Source organism: Janthinobacterium amylolyticum, assembly GCF_051380655.1.
In the GTDB taxonomy this organism is placed as follows: domain Bacteria; phylum Pseudomonadota; class Gammaproteobacteria; order Burkholderiales; family Burkholderiaceae_D; genus Janthinobacterium.
In genome coordinates this window covers 302721-320328 of record NZ_JBNYXL010000006.1, presented here as the reverse complement: position 1 = coordinate 320328, position 17608 = coordinate 302721, and the positions used below count along the sequence as shown (strand labels likewise).

At 64.0% G+C, this 17608-nt stretch carries 13 protein-coding genes; 12 read left to right on the top strand and 1 reads right to left on the bottom strand.

The genetic code is table 11. The features are described from left to right. The first annotated feature begins 1 nt into the window (after position 1). The 12 genes from yoaA to ACQ4WR_RS15075 all read left to right on the top strand — a co-directional run bounded on the left by yoaA (position 2) and on the right by ACQ4WR_RS15075 (position 16818). Positions 2-2044, top strand: coding sequence for a DNA repair helicase YoaA (yoaA, locus tag ACQ4WR_RS15130; protein WP_374755288.1), 2043 nt, complete (start codon positions 2-4; stop codon positions 2042-2044). A 286-nt stretch (positions 2045-2330) separates the two neighbouring features. Beyond that, complete coding sequence (locus ACQ4WR_RS15125; protein WP_436488185.1) at positions 2331-2936, top strand: toll/interleukin-1 receptor domain-containing protein; 606 nt, start codon at positions 2331-2333, stop codon at positions 2934-2936. 20 nt (positions 2937-2956) lie between these two features. Further along, positions 2957-5437 carry a tetratricopeptide repeat protein gene (locus tag ACQ4WR_RS15120; protein ID WP_436488183.1) on the top strand — a complete coding sequence of 827 codons (2481 nt, stop codon included), beginning with the start codon at positions 2957-2959 and terminating at the stop codon, positions 5435-5437. A gap of 93 nt (positions 5438-5530) precedes the next feature. Next, the gene (gene surE / locus ACQ4WR_RS15115) at positions 5531-6268 is read left to right on the top strand and encodes a 5'/3'-nucleotidase SurE (protein WP_102299477.1); all 738 of its coding nucleotides are present in this window, start codon (positions 5531-5533) and stop codon (positions 6266-6268) included. A 35-nt stretch (positions 6269-6303) separates the two neighbouring features. After that, positions 6304-7194 carry a protein-L-isoaspartate(D-aspartate) O-methyltransferase gene (locus ACQ4WR_RS15110; protein ID WP_102299475.1) on the top strand — a complete coding sequence of 297 codons (891 nt, stop codon included), beginning with the start codon at positions 6304-6306 and terminating at the stop codon, positions 7192-7194. Between the two features lie 42 nt (positions 7195-7236). Then, positions 7237-8154: a peptidoglycan DD-metalloendopeptidase family protein gene (locus tag ACQ4WR_RS15105; RefSeq protein WP_436488180.1), complete on the top strand. Its 918-nt coding sequence runs from the start codon at positions 7237-7239 to the stop codon at positions 8152-8154. A gap of 8 nt (positions 8155-8162) precedes the next feature. Further along, positions 8163-9194 (top strand): RNA polymerase sigma factor RpoS, encoded by a 1032-nt coding sequence (gene rpoS, locus ACQ4WR_RS15100; RefSeq protein ID WP_102299710.1) that lies wholly within the window; start codon positions 8163-8165, stop codon positions 9192-9194. A 138-nt stretch (positions 9195-9332) separates the two neighbouring features. Then, positions 9333-10676, top strand: coding sequence for a 23S rRNA (uracil(1939)-C(5))-methyltransferase RlmD (gene rlmD / locus ACQ4WR_RS15095; RefSeq protein ID WP_436488178.1), 1344 nt, complete (start codon positions 9333-9335; stop codon positions 10674-10676). Between the two features lie 750 nt (positions 10677-11426). Next, on the top strand, positions 11427-13370 hold the full coding sequence (locus ACQ4WR_RS15090) for a glycosyl hydrolase family 18 protein (protein ID WP_436488176.1): 1944 nt from the start codon (positions 11427-11429) through the stop codon (positions 13368-13370). Between the two features lie 83 nt (positions 13371-13453). Then, positions 13454-14500, top strand: coding sequence for a cupin-like domain-containing protein (locus tag ACQ4WR_RS15085; RefSeq protein WP_436488175.1), 1047 nt, complete (start codon positions 13454-13456; stop codon positions 14498-14500). A gap of 304 nt (positions 14501-14804) precedes the next feature. Further along, positions 14805-15950: a cyclopropane fatty acyl phospholipid synthase gene (gene cfa / locus ACQ4WR_RS15080; protein ID WP_436488334.1), complete on the top strand. Its 1146-nt coding sequence runs from the start codon at positions 14805-14807 to the stop codon at positions 15948-15950. A 28-nt stretch (positions 15951-15978) separates the two neighbouring features. Next, complete coding sequence (locus ACQ4WR_RS15075; protein ID WP_436488174.1) at positions 15979-16818, top strand: LysR family transcriptional regulator; 840 nt, start codon at positions 15979-15981, stop codon at positions 16816-16818. 64 nt (positions 16819-16882) lie between these two features. Here ACQ4WR_RS15075 and ACQ4WR_RS15070 read toward each other — a convergent pair whose 3' ends face one another. Next, complete coding sequence (locus ACQ4WR_RS15070; RefSeq protein WP_071322696.1) at positions 16883-17569, bottom strand: Bax inhibitor-1/YccA family protein; 687 nt, start codon at positions 17567-17569, stop codon at positions 16883-16885. Positions 17570-17608 lie beyond the last annotated feature (39 nt).

Genomic DNA, 17608 nt, shown 5'->3' with positions numbered 1-17608 from the left:
TTTGACCGATCACAATTTATTGCCCGCAAGCCCGGATGGCCAGATTTCCGACGCGCCAGCCGAACCCCAGGCCGCGCCGGGCAAGCACGACGCCGACATCGAGCGCCTGTTTGGCGCCGGCGGCCCGCTGGGCCCGGCCGTGGGCAGCTACAAGCCGCGCCGTTCGCAAACGGAAATGGCCAAGGCCATCGCCAGCGCCATCGACAGCCAGACGACCCTGATCGCCGAGGCGGGCACGGGTACCGGCAAGACCTTTGCCTACCTGGTACCGGCCCTGATGTGGGGCGGCAAGACCATCGTGTCCACCGGCACCAAGAACTTGCAGGATCAGCTGTTCCTGCGCGACATTCCAACCGTGCGCGCGGCGCTGCAGGCGCCCGTCTCCGTGGCCCTGCTGAAGGGCCGCTCGAACTACGTCTGCCATTACCACCTGGAACGCACCCTGCAGAACGGGCGCATGACGTCGCGCGACGACGTCGGGCATTTGCGCGAAATTTCGCGCTTCATCAAGATGACCAGCTCCGGCGACAAGGCGGAACTGGCCAAGGTGCCGGAAAACGCCATGATCTGGAACCTGGTGACGTCCACGCGCGACACCTGCATGGGCGCCGAGTGCCAGTATTACCAGGATTGCTTTGTGATGAAGGCCCGCAAGGAAGCCCAGCAGGCCGACGTGGTGGTGGTCAACCATCACCTGTTCTTTGCCGACGTGGCCTTGAAGGACACGGGTGTGGCCGAATTGCTGCCCTCGGCCAACACCATCATCTTCGATGAGGCGCACCAGCTGCCCGATACGGCCACTTTATTCTTTGGCAATACGGTGTCCACCTCGCAAATCCTGGAACTGTGCCGCGACGTGCTGGCCGAGGGCCTGGCGCATGCGCGCGGCATCGACTGGGCCAAAACCGTCACGGTGGTGGAAAAGGCCGCGCGCGACCTGCGTCTGACCTTCCCGCAGGACATCGTGCGCCTGTCGCTGCCGCAAATCGCCCCGTCGAGCGACTTTTTCCCCGCGCTCGACACGCTCAAGGATGAGCTCGATGGCATGGTGGCCGTGCTGGAAACCCAGGCGGAACGGGCGGAAACCCTGGAGCAGTGCAGGGTGCGCGGCGTTGAACTGGCGCAGCAGCTGAGCGGCTGGAAGTTCGATCCCAAGGCCAAGGTGGCGGCCGGCGAGGAAGCCGTGTTCTGGGTGGAGGCGTTTTCCAGCTCCCTGCAGCTGCACAAGACGCCGCTGTCGATCGCGCCCATCTTCAACAACCAGCGCGAAGGCACGCCGCGCAGCTGGATTTTCACGTCCGCCACCCTGGCCGTGAAAAACGACTTCAAGCATTTCTCTGAACAGATGGGCTTGACGGGCGAACCGTCGCACACGTGGCCGAGTCCCTTCGACTATGGCCAGCAAGGCTTGCTGTTCGTGCCGCAAAACCTGCCGCAGCCGAACTCGCTGGGCTACACGGACGCCGTCATCGACTGCGCCTTGCCCATCATCGAGGCGGCCGGCGGGCGCACCTTCTTCCTGTGCACCACCTTGCGCGCCGTCAAACGCGCGGCCGAGCGCCTAGCCGATGAATTCAAGCAGCGCGGCCTGAACTTCCCCCTGTTCGTGCAGGGCGACCGGGGCCGCACGGAATTGCTGGACCAGTTCCGCGCCGCCGGCAATGGCGTGCTGATCGGCAGCCAGAGTTTCTGGGAAGGCGTCGACGTGCGCGGCGATGCCCTGTCGCTGGTGATCATCGACAAGCTGCCATTCGCGCCGCCCGACGATCCCGTGCTGGCAGCGCGCATCGAGGTGATGGAGAAGCAGGGCAAGAATGGCTTCATGCATCACTCGCTGCCGGAAGCCATCATCAACCTGAAGCAGGGCGCGGGCCGCTTGATCCGCGACGAGGGCGACCGTGGCGTGCTGATGATCTGCGATCCGCGCCTCATTTCCAAGCCGTACGGCAAGCGCATCTGGCAAAGCCTGCCGCCGTTCAAGCGCACGCGCGACACGGCTGAAGTGGTCGAGTTCTTCCGCAACCTGCCTCCGCGCGCGCAATAACTGTCCTGGCCGGCGCGCCCGCGCCGGCTATTCCCCGTTTATAAATTTCCCTTTGGAATCAAGCGGCTGGCGTAGCCGCGCATTGCCTGCCTGCGCGCCCGGCATGCCAAAAAGCGGCGTGATCGTGCCAGATCCTGGCATTGTTGCTGGTGTCCAGGACGCCGGACACATCTTTGCGCCAGCGCAAACAGGCCGTTGCCCAGCGGTTTACAGTGACTGCATGCCTTGTGGGATCAGGGCGCGGCGATGGCAGGCCGCACGGGCGCACGGGGAACGGGGGGATGCCATGGATATCCGCTACGGCTGTTTCTTGAGCTACGCGCACGGCCAATATGCGTTCATGAACAAGTTCAAGAATGACCTCATCGAGGCGCTGGCCTGCTACCTGGAGCCGCACCTGGACCGCGAGGAAGTCCTGTTCATCGACAGTGAGCAGCTGGGCGGCGGCGACGATATCGACCGGCGCGTGGCGCGCGCCATGTGCCAGAGCGTGTGCATGATCGTGCTGTACACGCCCAAGTACGAAGCGCATGGCTATACCCGCCGCGAGTTTGCCGCCATGCAGCTGATCGAGCAGGAGCGCCGCGCCTGGTACGATTTGCCCAGCCATTTGATCATTCCCATCATCATGACGCGCCATCCCGATGGCTTGCCCCCGCAAATCACGGAGTCCGGCCTGTACGTGGACTTTTCCGGCTACACGCTGGCCAGCGGCGACCTCAAATCCAACCCGCAATACCTGCCCGACATCGACCGCATCGTGCAGCGTATCGCCATGCATTACCACTTGCTCAAGCGCTCGACACCGCCCGGCCACGATTGCAGCCGCTTCGTGCTGCCCGCCATTCCGTCGGAGTGGCGGGCCGTCCCGCCGCCGCACTTTCCACGTTAATCCACGTAAAAGGTCCTGTCATGGAATGCCAACGCCTGTCCCTACCGCCTTTGAGCGCCCCTGGCGAAGTCGTCACCTTCTACTCCTACAAGGGCGGCACGGGCCGCACCATGGCCTTGTCGAACATCGCCGTGCTGCTGGCGCGGCGCGAAAACGCCAGCGTGCCCGTGCTGATGCTGGACTGGGACATGGAAGCGCCCGGCCTGCACCATTATTTCGAGCAGCACGAGGAGCGCCCGGGCGTGCTGGAATTCTTCGAAGCGTGCCGCCAGCAGCTCGAGCGCTTCAGCCTGGAGGCGCCGGTGCCGCGCGCGCATGGCCATGACGCCGGCGGCGCCGACGTGGCGCTGGCGCAGCGCGTGCTCGACGCCATCGACTGGCAGCAATACGTGGTGCGCGTGGACCAGGGCAGCCCGCTGTACCTGATGCGCGCAGGCTGTTTCGACGCCAGCTACAGCGAGCGCCTGGCGAAGATGCGCTGGGACCAGCTGTTCGACGCCTGTCCGGCCCTGTTCCGCTGCTTTGCCGACACCCTGGCGCGGCATTTCCGCTATGTGCTGGTCGATTCGCGCACGGGGCGCACGGACAGCGCCGGCATCTGCACCACCTTGCTGCCGAAAAAGCTCGTGGTGGTCTTCACGCCCAACCGGCAAAGCCTGGAAGGCGTCGATGCGCTCGTCACGCGGGCCATCGAATACCGGCGCAGCCATGAAGACGAGCAGCGCCCGCTGCTGGTGTATCCCTTGCCGTCGCGCATAGAAATGGGCGATGGCGCGCAGCGCGCCGAATGGCGCCGGGGCGACGCGCACAAGGGCATCGCCGGCTTCCAGCCCATGTTCGAGCGCCTGCTGCGCACCTCGTACGGCTTGCCGCAGATCGCCCTCGACAGCTACTTTGACGAAGTGCAGCTGCAGCAGACGAAAACCTTTGCCTATGGCGAACAGCTGGCCGTGCGCATCGACCAGGGCGGCGACCGCTTTTCCCTCACGCGCACCTTCGAAGCATTCCTGCACTGGCTGACGGGCGGCTATTTCCCCTGGCAGTCGAGCCGTGAAATCGCCTTGCTGGCGGCGATCGGCGAAGCGCGCCAGGCGCTGCAGGCGGAACCGGGCCGCGCCGTGGCCTTGCCGCTGGCGCGCGACCTGGCCCGCCTTGGCGAGTTGTACCGGAAAGACGGGCGCAGCGCGCAGGCGCTCGACGCCTTCCGGCAAAGCGTCGAGATCCGCGTGCGCCTGCTGGGTGAAGAGCATCCGGACAGCCTGGCCGGCAAGAGCGGCATGGCGCGTTTGCTGCGCCAGGTGGACAAGCTGGACGAGGCGCGCTTCCTGGAAGAGGACGTGGTCGACGTGCGTTGCCGGGTGCTGGGCGACGAGCATCCCGACACGCTGGCGGCCAAGGCTTGCCTGGCGCAAACCTTGATGCAGCAGGGCGAACTGGCGGCGGCGCTGCTGCTGCAAGATGCCGTGCTGGCCAGCTATGCGCGCGTGCTGGGGCCAGAACACCCGCTGACCCTGGGCGCGATGGACGGCCGTGCCACGACCCTGTTGCACATGGGCCGGCTGGAGCAGGCGCGGCAAGTGCTGGCCATGGTGGTGGCGGCGCGCGAGCGGCTGTTCGGCGCGGAGCACGGCGATACCCTGCGCAGCAAGCTGGCCCTGGCGCAGGCGCTGGGCCGGATGGGCGAGCTCGATGGCGCGCGCCACCTGCTGGGCGCCGTCCTGCAGGCGCAGCAGCGGCGCCTGGGCGGCGACCATGCGGCGACCCTGGCCACGCGCGATCTGCTGGCCGATATCGTGGCCGGGCAGGGCGACTGGGCCGGCGCGCGCCAGCTGCATGAAGACCAGGTGGCGGCGCGCGAACGCACGCGGGGGCTCGACCATCCGGACACCCTGATGAGCCAGCGCAAGCTGGCCGAGGCGCTGCTGCGGCGCGGCGAGCTCGATGCGGCCCGCAGCGTCCAGGAGCAGGTGCTGGAAGTGCACGCGCGATTGCTGGGCGAAGACCATCTCGATACCTTGCACAGCAAGAAGCAGCTGGCCGGCACCTTGCAGCAGCAGGGCGACAGCGAGGCGGCGCGCCTGCTGGAAGATGCCGTGCTCAGCGGTAGTGACCGGCTGCTGAATGCGCGTGGCGCGGCCGGCAAGGTGGCCGCGCATGCCGACAGCGTGCTCGATGGCGCGCGGCATCTGCAGGAAACCATCCTGGCGGGGCGCGCCGGCGGGCACGATGCCACCGAACCCGAGACGCTGGGCAGCATGATCGCCATGCTGCAAGGCATGATCGAGCGCGAGCAGTATGTGCAGGCGGGCGAACTTGCCGAGCATTTGAGGGCTTGCCTGCTGCGCCCCGGCGTGCCGGGCAAGCTGCGCAAGCGGGGCATGGCGCAGCTGAAGCGCATGTACAAATTGCAAGGCGACCTCGATGCCTTGCTGGCCTTGCAGGAAGACGAAGTGCAGGCGCTGGAAGGGGCCTTGTCCGAGGCAGGCATCGAGCCGCGCTGAGCATTGCGGCCCCGGCGGTGCGCCGATATAAAAATTGCTGCCTATGGCCGCGTGCATGCGCAGTGTTGACGTTGCTTCGGGTAAAATCTCGTTATGAGAATTCTTATCAGTAACGACGACGGCTACCTCGCACCCGGCCTGGCGGCACTGGCCGATGCACTCGCGCCCATTGCCGAGATCGTGGTAGTGGCGCCGGACAGCAACCGTTCGGGCGCTTCCAATTCCCTGTCCCTGGACCGGCCCTTGTCCGTGCACAAGGCCGCCAATGGCTTTTATTTCGTCAACGGCACGCCCACCGACTGCGTCCACGTGGCGCTGACGGGCATGCTGATGGAGCGGCCCGACCTGGTGGTGTCGGGCATCAACAATGGCCCGAACATGGGCGACGATACCCTGTATTCAGGCACGGTGGCCGCCGCCACGGAAGGCTTTCTGTTCGGCATTCCGGCCATCGCCTTTTCCCAGTCCGAATTCGGCTGGGCCAACCTCGATGCGGCTGCCCGCGTGGCGCGCGAGATTGTCGAGCGCCGTTTTGATGCCTTGCAAAAGCCGTATCTGTTGAATGTCAACATTCCTGCGATTCCCTACGAGCAATTGCAAGGCGTGGTGGCCACGCGCCTGGGCAAGCGCCATTCGGCCGAGCCGGTGATCCGCGCGCTCGATCCGCGCGGCCGCGAAATTTTCTGGATCGGCCCTGCCGGTGCCACCAAGGACGGCGGTCCCGGCACGGACTTCCACGCGATTGCGCAAGGACAAGTCTCGATCACGCCGCTGCAAATCGACCTGACGCATACGGCCCAACTCGATGCACTGGCGACAGGCCTGGCATGACCGCCCTCCATGAACGCTCACGATGACCGCTCACCATGACCGATAAGCCGCGCACCTTCCCCCTGTCCCTCGATTCGCTGGCCGGCAAGCCCGCCAGGCAGGGCGGGGGGCAGTCGCTGGCGCAGTCCAGGATCGCCACGCCGCAGACGGCCACGCAGAATGCGGCGCAAAGCGCGGCCCGGGGCAGCCAGCACGTGTATGGCGCGCCGGCGGTCATCGCCCCGTCGCGCGCCCAGGCCATCGCCAATGAGCGGGCGCAGCCGGCGGTAGCGGCGGCGCCGCGGCAAAATCCGCTGGTCTCGGATGCCGTGCGGCGCGCCATGGTGGCGCGCATCGCCAGGCAGGGCGTGCAGGACCAGGTGGTGCTCGACGCCATGCAGGCCGTGCCGCGCCACATGTTCATGGACGAGGCGCTGGCGTCGCAGGCCTACATCGACGCTTCGCTGCCCATCGGCCACCACCAGACCATTTCGCAGCCATACATCGTGGCGCGCATGATCGAAGTGATGCGCAATGGCGGCAGCCTGCAGCGCGTGCTGGAAATCGGCACGGGCTGCGGCTACCAGGCCACGGTGCTGTCGCTGGTGGCGAAAGAGGTGTATTCGATCGAGCGCATCCGGCCTTTGCACGAGCTGGCGAAGGCCAATTTGCGCCCCTTGCGCGTGTCAAATCTGCGTTTGCAGTACGGAGATGGTATGCTTGGCCTGCCGCAGGCGGCGCCCTTCGACGGGATCATCCTTGCCGCCGCCGGCCTGGAAGTCCCGCAAGCGCTGCTGGAACAGCTGACAGTGGGCGGGCGTCTGGTTGCGCCAGTGGGCGCGAAATTGCAGCATTTACAACTCATTACCCGGGTGGGGAAAATGGAATGGACCAGTCAGACCCTGGAAGACTGCCATTTCGTGCCTTTGCGCCCGGGCACCATATGATCCCCGGATCAGATAGCAAGCAGGACCTACAAATACATGCGAATGATTAAGAAAAGTAACGTACTTCTATGCAGCATCACCCTGGCCGCCCTGTTGAGCGGTTGCGGCACGACGGGCGTCCAGGCGCCGGTGGTGGAGCGCCAGCCGTCGGTCACGAGTGCCGCCGCCAGCGATCCGCGCGACCGCGATCCCGCTTTTTACCGGGTCAAGCGCGGCGACACCCTGCTGCGCATCGCCCTCGAGCACGGCCAGAACTACCGCGACCTGGTGACGTGGAATGATTTGAGCAATCCGAACGACATCAAGGTCGACGAGATCCTGCGCGTGCTGCCGCCGACGGGCGAGTCCGGTGGCGCGCAAACGTCGGCCATCGTCATGCCGCCGTCAACGGAAGTGCGCGCCGCCGCCCCCGTGGTGCCGAAGAAAACCGGCCCGCGCGGCGAGAAGCGCGCCTACTCCGATGCCACGCTGGCCGAGCTGCGCGCCGATGGCGGCACGTCCGACGCCAAGCCGGCGCCCGCGCCGGCAGCTGCGGTGGCCGCCGCGCCTGCTCCCGCAGCGGCCGCCCCTGCAGCGCAGGCGGCTGGCGACGACAAGATCAGCTGGATGTGGCCATCCGAAGGCAAGGTCATCGGTACTTTTGACGAAGGCAAGAACAAGGGCGTCGACATCGCCGGCAAGGCGGGCCAGCAGGTGGTGGCGGCCGGCGCGGGAAAAGTCATGTATGCCGGGAGCGGAATCCGTGGTTATGGTAATCTTGTTATCGTGAAGCACAGTAATAGCTTGTTGTCGGCGTATGCGCATAACCGCAGCATCCTGGTGAAGGAAGGGCAAAACGTCAACAAAGGCCAGGCCATCGCCGAAATGGGCGATTCCGATGCCGACCGCGTGAAGCTGCACTTTGAAATCCGTCAACAAGGCAAACCTGTCGATCCTTCGAAATTCCTGCCTAACCGTTAGGTAAAGCAATGACACACGCGCCGCACGACCAGCTGGACGATGAACCGGAACCGCCGGACGACGGGGCGGACGAAGTCGTGATGGACGATGCCGGCGAACTCGACGGCATCGACGCCGTCGAGGCGGGCGAGGGCGGCGAAGTGGCCAGCGTCAGCGTGCTGGTCGAAAGTGTCGATGAACTGAAAAAAGTGCTGGCGGCCGAGCTGTCGACCGATACCACGCAGCATTACCTGAACCAGATCGGTACGCGGCCCCTGCTGACGGTGGCGCAGGAAGTGCATTACGCCACCCTGGCCAAGCAGGGCAATTTTGAAGCCCGGCAAACCATGATCGAGCACAACCTGCGCCTGGTCGTGTCGATCGCCAAGCATTACATCAACCGCGGCGTGGTGCTGCTCGACATGATCGAGGAAGGCAACATCGGCCTGATGCGCGCCATCGACAAGTTCGAGCCGGAGCGCGGTTTTCGCTTTTCCACCTACGCCACCTGGTGGATACGTCAGAGCATCGAACGGGCCATCATGAACCAGGCCCGCACGGTGCGCCTGCCGGTGCACATGGTGCGCGAACTGAACCAGATCCTGCGCGGCAAATACCACCTGGAAGCCCAGCATCACGACGGCAAGGATGCCACCGCGGAAGATATCGCCCACCTGGTGGGACGTCCCGTGGAAGAGGTGCAGGATATCCTGGCCCTGTCCGAGCATGCTACCTCGCTCGACGCGCCGCTCGACAACGACCCGCAATCGTCCCTGATGGACATGCTGCCCGGCGCCAGCGAGGACGGCCCGGACGCGCGCGCCGAACACCATGAAATGACGGTGCTGGTGCGCGACTGGCTGACCAAGCTGCCCGACAAGCAGCGCGTGGTGATCATGCGCCGTTTCGGCCTCGACAACGACGACCCCGCCACCCTGGAAACCCTGGCCGAGGAAATGGGCGTGACGCGCGAACGCGTGCGGCAGATCCAGCAGGAAGCCTTGATCAAATTAAAACGCGCGATGGCGGCGCGCGGCGTCGTGCGCGACTCCCTGCTGTAAGCGCTGCTGCTCCGGCCCCGGTACTTCGGGGCCTGCATCTGCTATCATACGCCCCGCTCGCGGCGCCTGACTTTTCCCCATTGTTTGCAAGTTCCAGCGCGGCCCTGCGTCCTGGCCCACTCTTACCTATTGATCGCTATGCAAGAAAATATCATTGAAATCAAATCGCTCGACATGGACGCCCGCGGCGTTGGCCATATCGAGAACGAAGACGGCTCGCCGGGCAAGGTCGTGTTTGTCGAAGGCGCGTTGCCGGGCGAGCGCGTCAGCTTCGTGACGTACAAGAAAAAGAAGAACTGGGAAATGGCCCGCATGACGGCGCTGCACCGCGAATCGGCCATGCGCGTGACGCCCAAGTGCAAGCATTTCGACAATTGCGGCGGCTGCTCCATGCAGCACCTGGAACCTTCGGCGCAGGTGGCGATCAAGCAGCGCGTGCTGGAAGACAACCTGTGGCATATCGGCAAGGTGCGCCCGCAAAGCATCATGCGCCCCATGTATGGCCCGACCTGGGGCTACCGCTACCGCGCGCGCCTGTCGGTGCGCCACGTGAAAAAGAAAGACGCCGTGCTGGTGGGTTTCCATGAAAAGAAATCGGCCTTCGTGGCCGACATGGATAGCTGCGAAATCCTGCCGCCGCACATTTCCGCCATGCTGCTGCCGCTGCGCGGCTTGATCGCCTCGCTGTCCATCTTCGACCAGATGCCGCAGATCGAGCTGGCCGTGGGCGAAGACGTCACCGCCATGGTTTTGCGCATCATGGCGCCTTTGAGCGCGGACGACGAAACGAAACTGAAAGCCTTTGCCGACGAATACGGCGTGCAATGGTGGCTGCAGGTGAAGGGCCCGGAAACGGCCGTGCCGTTCTATCCGCTGCACAAGCAACTGCACTACCTGCTGCCGGAATTCGGCGTCAAGATGCCGTTCAAGCCCGTCGACTTCACCCAGGTGAACCACCACATCAACCGCGTGCTGGTATCGAAAGCCCTGCGCCTGCTGGAAGTGCAGCCGACCGACCGCGTGGCCGACCTGTTCTGCGGCCTTGGCAACTTCACCTTGCCGCTGGCCACGCAGGGCAGCGAAGTGGTGGGCATCGAAGGCAGCACCACCCTGACGGAACGGGCGCTGGAAAACGCGCTGGCCAATGGCCTGGCGGAGAAAACCTCGTTCTCGACGCGCAACCTGTTTGAAGTGACGACGGACGACCTGATCGCCCTGGGCAAGTTTGACCGCATCCTCGTCGACCCGCCGCGCGATGGCGCCATGGCCCTGTGCCAGGCGCTGGTCGGCCTGTCGCAAGTGCGTCCGGACCTGCTGCCGAAACGCATCGTGTATGTCTCGTGCAGCCCCTCGACCCTGGCGCGCGACGCCGGCATCCTGGCGCTGGAAGCGGGCTACGTGCTGAGCAAGGCTGGCGTAGTGAATATGTTCCCGCATACCTCGCACGTCGAGTCGATGGCAGTATTTGACTTGCGCACCTGAGAAAACGTCCATAGCCGCGTTGCCTTGCCTAGCCGTACTGTCGTACTGTCTTTGGCAAGGCGCCTTGCTCTGAACATGGAAAAACGTCCATAGCCGCGTTGCCTTGCCTAGCCGTACTGTCGTACTGTCTTTGGCAAGGCGCTTTGCTCTGAACGTGGAAAAACGTCCATAGCCGCGTTGCCTTGCCTAGCCGTACTGTCGTACTGTCTTTGGCAAGGCGCCTTGCTCTGAACGTGGAAAAACGTCCATAGCCGCGTTGCCTTGCCTAGCCGTACTATTCGTACTGTCTTCGGCAAGGCGCCTTGCTCTGAACGTTTTTCAGGCGCGTGGCGCGAGAGTTGGTGAACAAGACGCGGCGGGTGGCCAGGCAGGCACCCGCCGGCGTCGTTTCTGGCAGCCGTCGCCGATGCCGCTGCACGCCACCGCAATACCACTTACAGCGTGTTATAAAACTGGTCTGTATTTTCCCTGTCAGCCGTCTTTGCTTGTCCTCCCCCTGCGTTTTTTTTGTTCTCCAGTAGGACAACACGCCATCAGCATATGCTTTTGCGCTTTCTGCTTGAAGTGGTATTGATCGCTTTGATGCCACTTTAAAACCACTTGACCGCCTATTTTTTCAGCAGCATGCTGTTCTTGCAACTGCAAAAAAACGATAACACAGGGTAGCTTTTATTGAAGCAGAGTGGTATTTCCGCAACCTGAACAGGAGACAGCGTGGAAAATTTAATACTCAGAAAAACAATCAGAAACATGATGGTATGCCTGGCCAGCGGTGGTGTGTTGGCCGCATGCGGTGGCGGTGGCGATGCCAGCGCGCCGGCCAGTTCGCAATTGCTGGCCGTCAGCACGGTGGCCTGCATACCGTGGCAAGAGGGCGGCACGTATAACGCGGGCACGGTGGTCACTTACCTGGGCGCCAATTACACGGCCCTGGTGACGCAGACCGATCACGTGGGTTCGGGCTGGAATCCCGTCTCCACGCCGAGCCTGTGGAGTGCCGGCGGCGCCTGCGATGGCGGCACCACGCCGACCCCGACACCGACTCCCACACCAACGCCGACACCAACCCCGACGCCGACGCCGACGCCGAATCCCACGCCAACGCCTACGCCAACCCCGACACCGACGCCAACCGGCAGTACCTGCGCGCTGGCCTGGGCCTCGGGTACGGCCTACAGCGCGGGCGCCGTGGTCAGCTTCGCCGGTACCAATTACCGCGCCAACTACTGGACCCTGGGCGACAACCCGTCGAGCAACAACGGCGCCGCCGGCACGGGCAAGCCATGGACCAGCCAGGAACTGTGCAGCATAACGCCGACGCCAACCCCGACGCCGACGCCGACGCCGACGCCGACGCCAACGCCAACCCCGACGCCAACCCCGACGCCAACCCCGACACCAACGCCAACACCGACGCCAACGCCAACGGGCCGCGAAGTCGGTTCCTACTTTGCGCAATGGGGCGTGTATGGCCGCGACTACGAAGTGGCGAACGTGCACACCAGCGGCGTGGCCGACAAGCTGACCTTCATCAACTACGCCTTCGGCAACATCTATCCGAAGAACGGCGGCTACGAATGCGGCATGATCACCAAGGCCGAGCCGGGCGCGACGAATCCGAATGCACCGGATGCGGGCACGGGCGGCGATGCCGAGGCCGACTACATCCGCACGCCGAAGCGCACCGTCGATGGCCAGGCCATTCCGTGGGACGCTCCATTGTCGGGCAACTTCCTGCAGCTGAAAAAGCTGAAGGCGGCGCACCCGAACCTCAAGCTGTTCATTTCCCTGGGCGGCTGGAGCTGGTCGAAGAACTTCTCCGTCGGTTCGGCCACCGATGCGCTGCGCAAGCAGATGGTCAGTTCCTGCATCGACTTGTACATCAAGGGCAACCTGCCCGTCTCGCAAGGACGTGGCGGCGTGGGGTCGGCGGCCAACATCTTTGACGGCATCGACATCGACTGGGAATACCCGGTCGGCGGCGGCCAGCCGTACAACACGGTCAGCCCGAACGACAAGCGCAACTTCACCTTGCTGATGGCGGAATTCCGTGCCCAGCTCGATGCGCTGGGCGCGAGCACCGGCAAGCGCTACCTGTTGACGGCCGCTGTCGGTGCAGGCAAGGACAAGATCGACAACACGGAACCGGCCCTGTACTCGCAGTACATGGACTGGATCAACCTGATGACCTACGACTTCCACGGCGGCTGGGAAAATAGCACCAACTTCAACGCCCAGCTGTTTGCCGACCCTGCCGATCCGTCGACGGGCATGGCGCGCGAATACGTGGGCGACAAGGCGGTGCAGTACATGATTGCCGCCGGCGTGCCGCGCGACAAGCTGTTGCTGGGCATTCCGTTCTATGGCCGCGGCTGGACCGGCGTGGCGCCGGGGCCGAATGGCGATGGCCTGTACCAGCCGGCCACCGGCATGGCACCGGGCACCTACGAGTCGGGCATCGAGGACTACAAGGTCCTGGTGGGCAAGGCCGGCACGCGCTACTACCATCCCGCGACCAAGCAGCTGTACCTGTACACGGGTGCGGGCGGCCAGTGGTGGAGCTATGACGATCCGACCGTCATCGGCACCAAGGTGAAGTACGTCAAGGACCAGGGCTTGCGTGGCGCGTTCTCGTGGGAACTCGATGGCGACGCGAACGGCGTGCTGGCGACGGAAGTGTGGAAAGTGCGGTAACAGTGTGCTAGCGTAGGATGCGGCCGGGCGGCATACGCTGCCCGGCCGTTGAGTAAAACATATAAAAAATACAGGAGACGGCGATGGCGGCGGTATCGACATTCGGAGTCAAGCAGCAGGAGCAGCAGCAGGAACAGGACTTGAGCCGCGAATGGCGCAGCTGGATCGCGGAAAACCTCATGCTGGGTAGCCACCCTTCGGCCCTGATGCCGGTGCTGCAAAAGGCCGGCATCAGCGAGCCGCTGGCGCGCCGTGAAATCGAGCTGGCGCTGCAAAGCCCTTACCTGGCCGGCGCGGTGCGCCTGTCGAACCGGCTGGCCAAGCGCGACTGGGTGATCGATATCCAGCGCAAGCTGAACCAGCTGCGCAGTCCCGAGATTCCCCGTCGCGAGAAACTCACGGCGCAGGAGTTCCTGGCGGAGTTCTATACCACCAACCAGCCCGTCATCATCACCGGCATGATGGACGACTGGCCGGCCATGGCCAAGTGGAATCCCGCCTATTTCCGCGCGCATTTCGCCCAGCGCGAAGTGGAGGTGCAGTTCGGCCGCGAGGCGGACGAGCAGTACGAGATGAACAGCGTGGCGCACAAGCGCATGATGGCCTTTGGCGAATACGCGAGCCTGGTCGAAGGCAGCGGCGCGACCAACGATTTCTACATGACGGCGAATAACTATTCGCAGAACCGCCAAGCGCTGCGCGAGCTGTGGGACGATATCGGCCAGCTGCCCGAATACCTGAAGCAGGATGGCGGCCCCACGGGCTTTTTGTGGTTTGGCCCGGCCGGCACGGTCACGCCATTCCACCACGACCTGACCAACAACTTCATGGCGCAAGTGGCGGGGCGCAAGCGGCTGCGCATCATGGCCGCCTGCGAGGTGGCGCGCGTGTACAACCAGCGCCACTGTTTTACGCCCGTCGACGGGCGCGACATCGACGTGCGGCGCTACCCGCTGATGGCCGACGTGCAGGTGCGCGAATGCGTGCTGGCGCCGGGCGAGATCCTGTTCCTGCCTGTCGGCTGCTGGCATTTCGTCGAAGCGCTCGACATTTCCATGACGGTGGCGTTCACGAACTTCAAATGGGATAACGATTTTTACAGCAAGTATCCATCAAATCACGACTTTTGATCGCGGCGGCCCGTGCCGCGAACATGCTTGAAACAGCCGCCGAACAGGCGGCTTTTTTCATGCTACGTCGCGCTACGCGCTGACGGTGTTCTCATTAAATGTTGATTTAAATCATTTAAGTGCAAAATATTTGATATGAATTTCCATGATGTTTCATTATCCAGGCGGCCTGGGCGGGCGGATAATTTTATGGCTGGTGCGCCGCCAGGCCCTGAATGGGATGCCGGCGGCGCCAGCACCGACAACCATCTGGAGGCGGCAGGGCATGAACACGCAGCACACGACACAAGCATCTTTGCAGGCAATGCAGTTGCAGCAGGCACCGAACATCCCCCTCGACACGCGGCTGACGCGCGAAGCGGCCGAACTGCTGGCCAGGGCCGATATCCACCTGAACGGGCGCGCCGCCTGGGACATGCAGCTGCGCAAGCCCGGCGTGCCCGAGCGGGCCTTCGCCAGCGGCAACCTGGGCCTGGGCGAGGCCTATATGGACGGCCACTGGGATGCGCAGCAGCTCGACGAATTCTTTTGCCACCTGCTGCGCGCCAGGGTGGCCGACGACGTGCGTCCCATGCGTCTGGCTTTCCACGCGCTGTATGCGCGCCTGTTCAACCTGCAGACGGAGCGCCGCGCCTGGATGGTGGGCAAGGAGCACTATGACCTGGGCAACACCTTCTATGCGGCCATGCTCGATCCGCGCATGACCTACACCTGCGGCTACTGGAAGGATGCCGGCAGCCTGGCCGAAGCGCAGGAGGCCAAGCTGGACCTGGTGTGCCGCAAGCTGCGCCTGGAGCCCGGCATGCGCGTGCTCGACATCGGCTGCGGCTGGGGCAGTTTCATGCGCTATGCGGCGGAAAAATACCAGGTGCAGTGCGTCGGCGTGACGATCTCGAAGGAGCAGGCCGAGTATGCGCGCGCCATGCCTGGCGGCGAACACCTGGACTTTCGCCTGCAGGACTACCGCGACACCGATGAAAAATTCGACCGCATCGTCAGCATCGGCATGTTCGAGCACGTGGGGCATAAAAATCACCGCACCTTCATGGAAGTGGCGCATCGCTGCCTGGAAGACGACGGCCTGTTCCTGCTGCACACCATCGGCAAAAACAAGCGCCATTCCAGCTGCGACCCGTGGATCGACAAATACATCTTCCCGAATGGCGATTTGCCGTCGATCGGGCAGATCGGCGACGCCATGGATGAGCTGTTTGTGGCCGAGGACATGCACAACTTCGGCGCCGACTATGACAAGACCCTGATGGCCTGGCATGCCAATTTCGAGCAGGCCTGGCCGCGGTTTTCCGCCCAGCTGGGCGAGCGCTTCCACCGCATGTGGTCGTATTATCTGCTGTCGTGCGCCGGCGCCTTCCGCGCGCGCGACCTGCAGCTGTGGCAATGGGTGCTGTCGAAGCAGGGCGTGCTGGGCGGCTACGCGCGCATCAGTTGAGATGTGCGGCAGCTGATATCATGACTTGATGGATATCAATCAAGCGCGTACCTTCCTGGAAGTGGCGTCCAGCGGCAGTTTCATCATGGCGGCGGAGCGCATGCACGTGACGCAGACGGCCGTCAGCGCCCGCATCCGCACCCTGGAGCAGCAGCTGGGGCGCCAGCTCTTCGTGCGCAACAAGGCGGGTGCGCGCCTGACCTCGGCCGGCGAGCGCTTCATGCGCCACGCGGCCACCCTGGTGCAGGTGTGGGAGCGAGCGCGCCACCAGGTGGCCTTGCCGCCGGGGCGCGACGACGCCATCAGCATCGGCTGCGAACTGAGCTTGTGGCAGCCGCTGCTGGGCGACTGGCTGATACGCATGAGCCGGGATTGCCCCGAGATCGCCCTGCGCGCGGAAGTCGACAGTCCTGCGCGCCTGCTCGACGCCGTGCACGACGGCTCGCTGGACCTGGCCGTGCTGTACAACCCGCCGCAGCGCCCGGGCCTCGTCAGCGAATTGCTGGCCGAGGAAAAACTCGTGATGATCACCACGCGCGCCGACGGGCAGATGCATGCCGACAGCTATGTATATGTGGACTGGGGACCGGCGTTCGCGGCGAACCACCAGGCGGCGTATCCGGAACTGAGCAGCCCGCCCGTGTCGATTTCGCTGGGGCCGCTGGCCCTCGTGTATTTGCTGGAGGCAGGCGGCGCCAGTTACTTCCGCATCGGTTCGGCCCAGCCGTATCTGGATGCGGGTCTGTTGCACCGCGTGCGCGACGCGCCCGAATTCTCCCATTCGGCCTACGCCGTGTATGCGGCGCAGCGCGACAACCCGACGCTGGACCGTGCCCGCCGCTGCCTGCTGAATGTGGCGACAAGGTGAAGTGAATGCCGCAGACGTAAAAAAGCCGACCCGAGGGTCGGCTTTTATTTTCGTGCGTCAGCGCTTAGTCGCGGCTGCCGCCGGCAAAGCCCAGCAGGGACAGCAGGCTGGTGAAGATGTTGTACACGTCCAGGTAGATGCGCAGGGTGGCCGAGATGTAGTTGGTCTCGCCGCCGTTGATGATTTGCTGCACGTCATACAGGATGTAGGCCGAGAAGATGGCGATGGCGACCATGGAGATCACGATCGACAGTGCCGACAGGCCCAGGAAAATATTCGCCACCGATGCCAGGATCAGCACGATCACGCCGGCGAACAGCCATTTGCCCATGGCCGAGAAGTCGCGCTTCGAGACCGTGGCGATGGTGGCCATCACGGCCAGGATGGTGGCCGTGCCGCCGAACGCGGTCATGATCAGCATGCCGCCGTTCGAGTAGCCGAGCGTACGCGTCAGGATAGGCGTGAGCATCAGGCCCATGAAGAAGGTAAAGCCCAGCAGGACGGCGACGCCCAGGCCCGAGTTCTTGGTTTTTTCAATCGCGTACATGAAACCGAATGCCACCAGCATGAAGATGATGAAACCCATGCCGCCGGTCAGCATCGGCAAGTGCATTTGCACGCCGATGAAAGCGCCCAGCACGGTCGGTATCATGGACAGTGCCAGCAGCCAGTAAGTGTTGCGCAAGACCTGGTGGCGGACTTGCTGCATGCCCCCCGACAGGTCAAAGGTGCGTTGCATGTTCTGATTCATAGTGCCTCCGTGTTGTCAATTCAAATTACTACTTTGCCC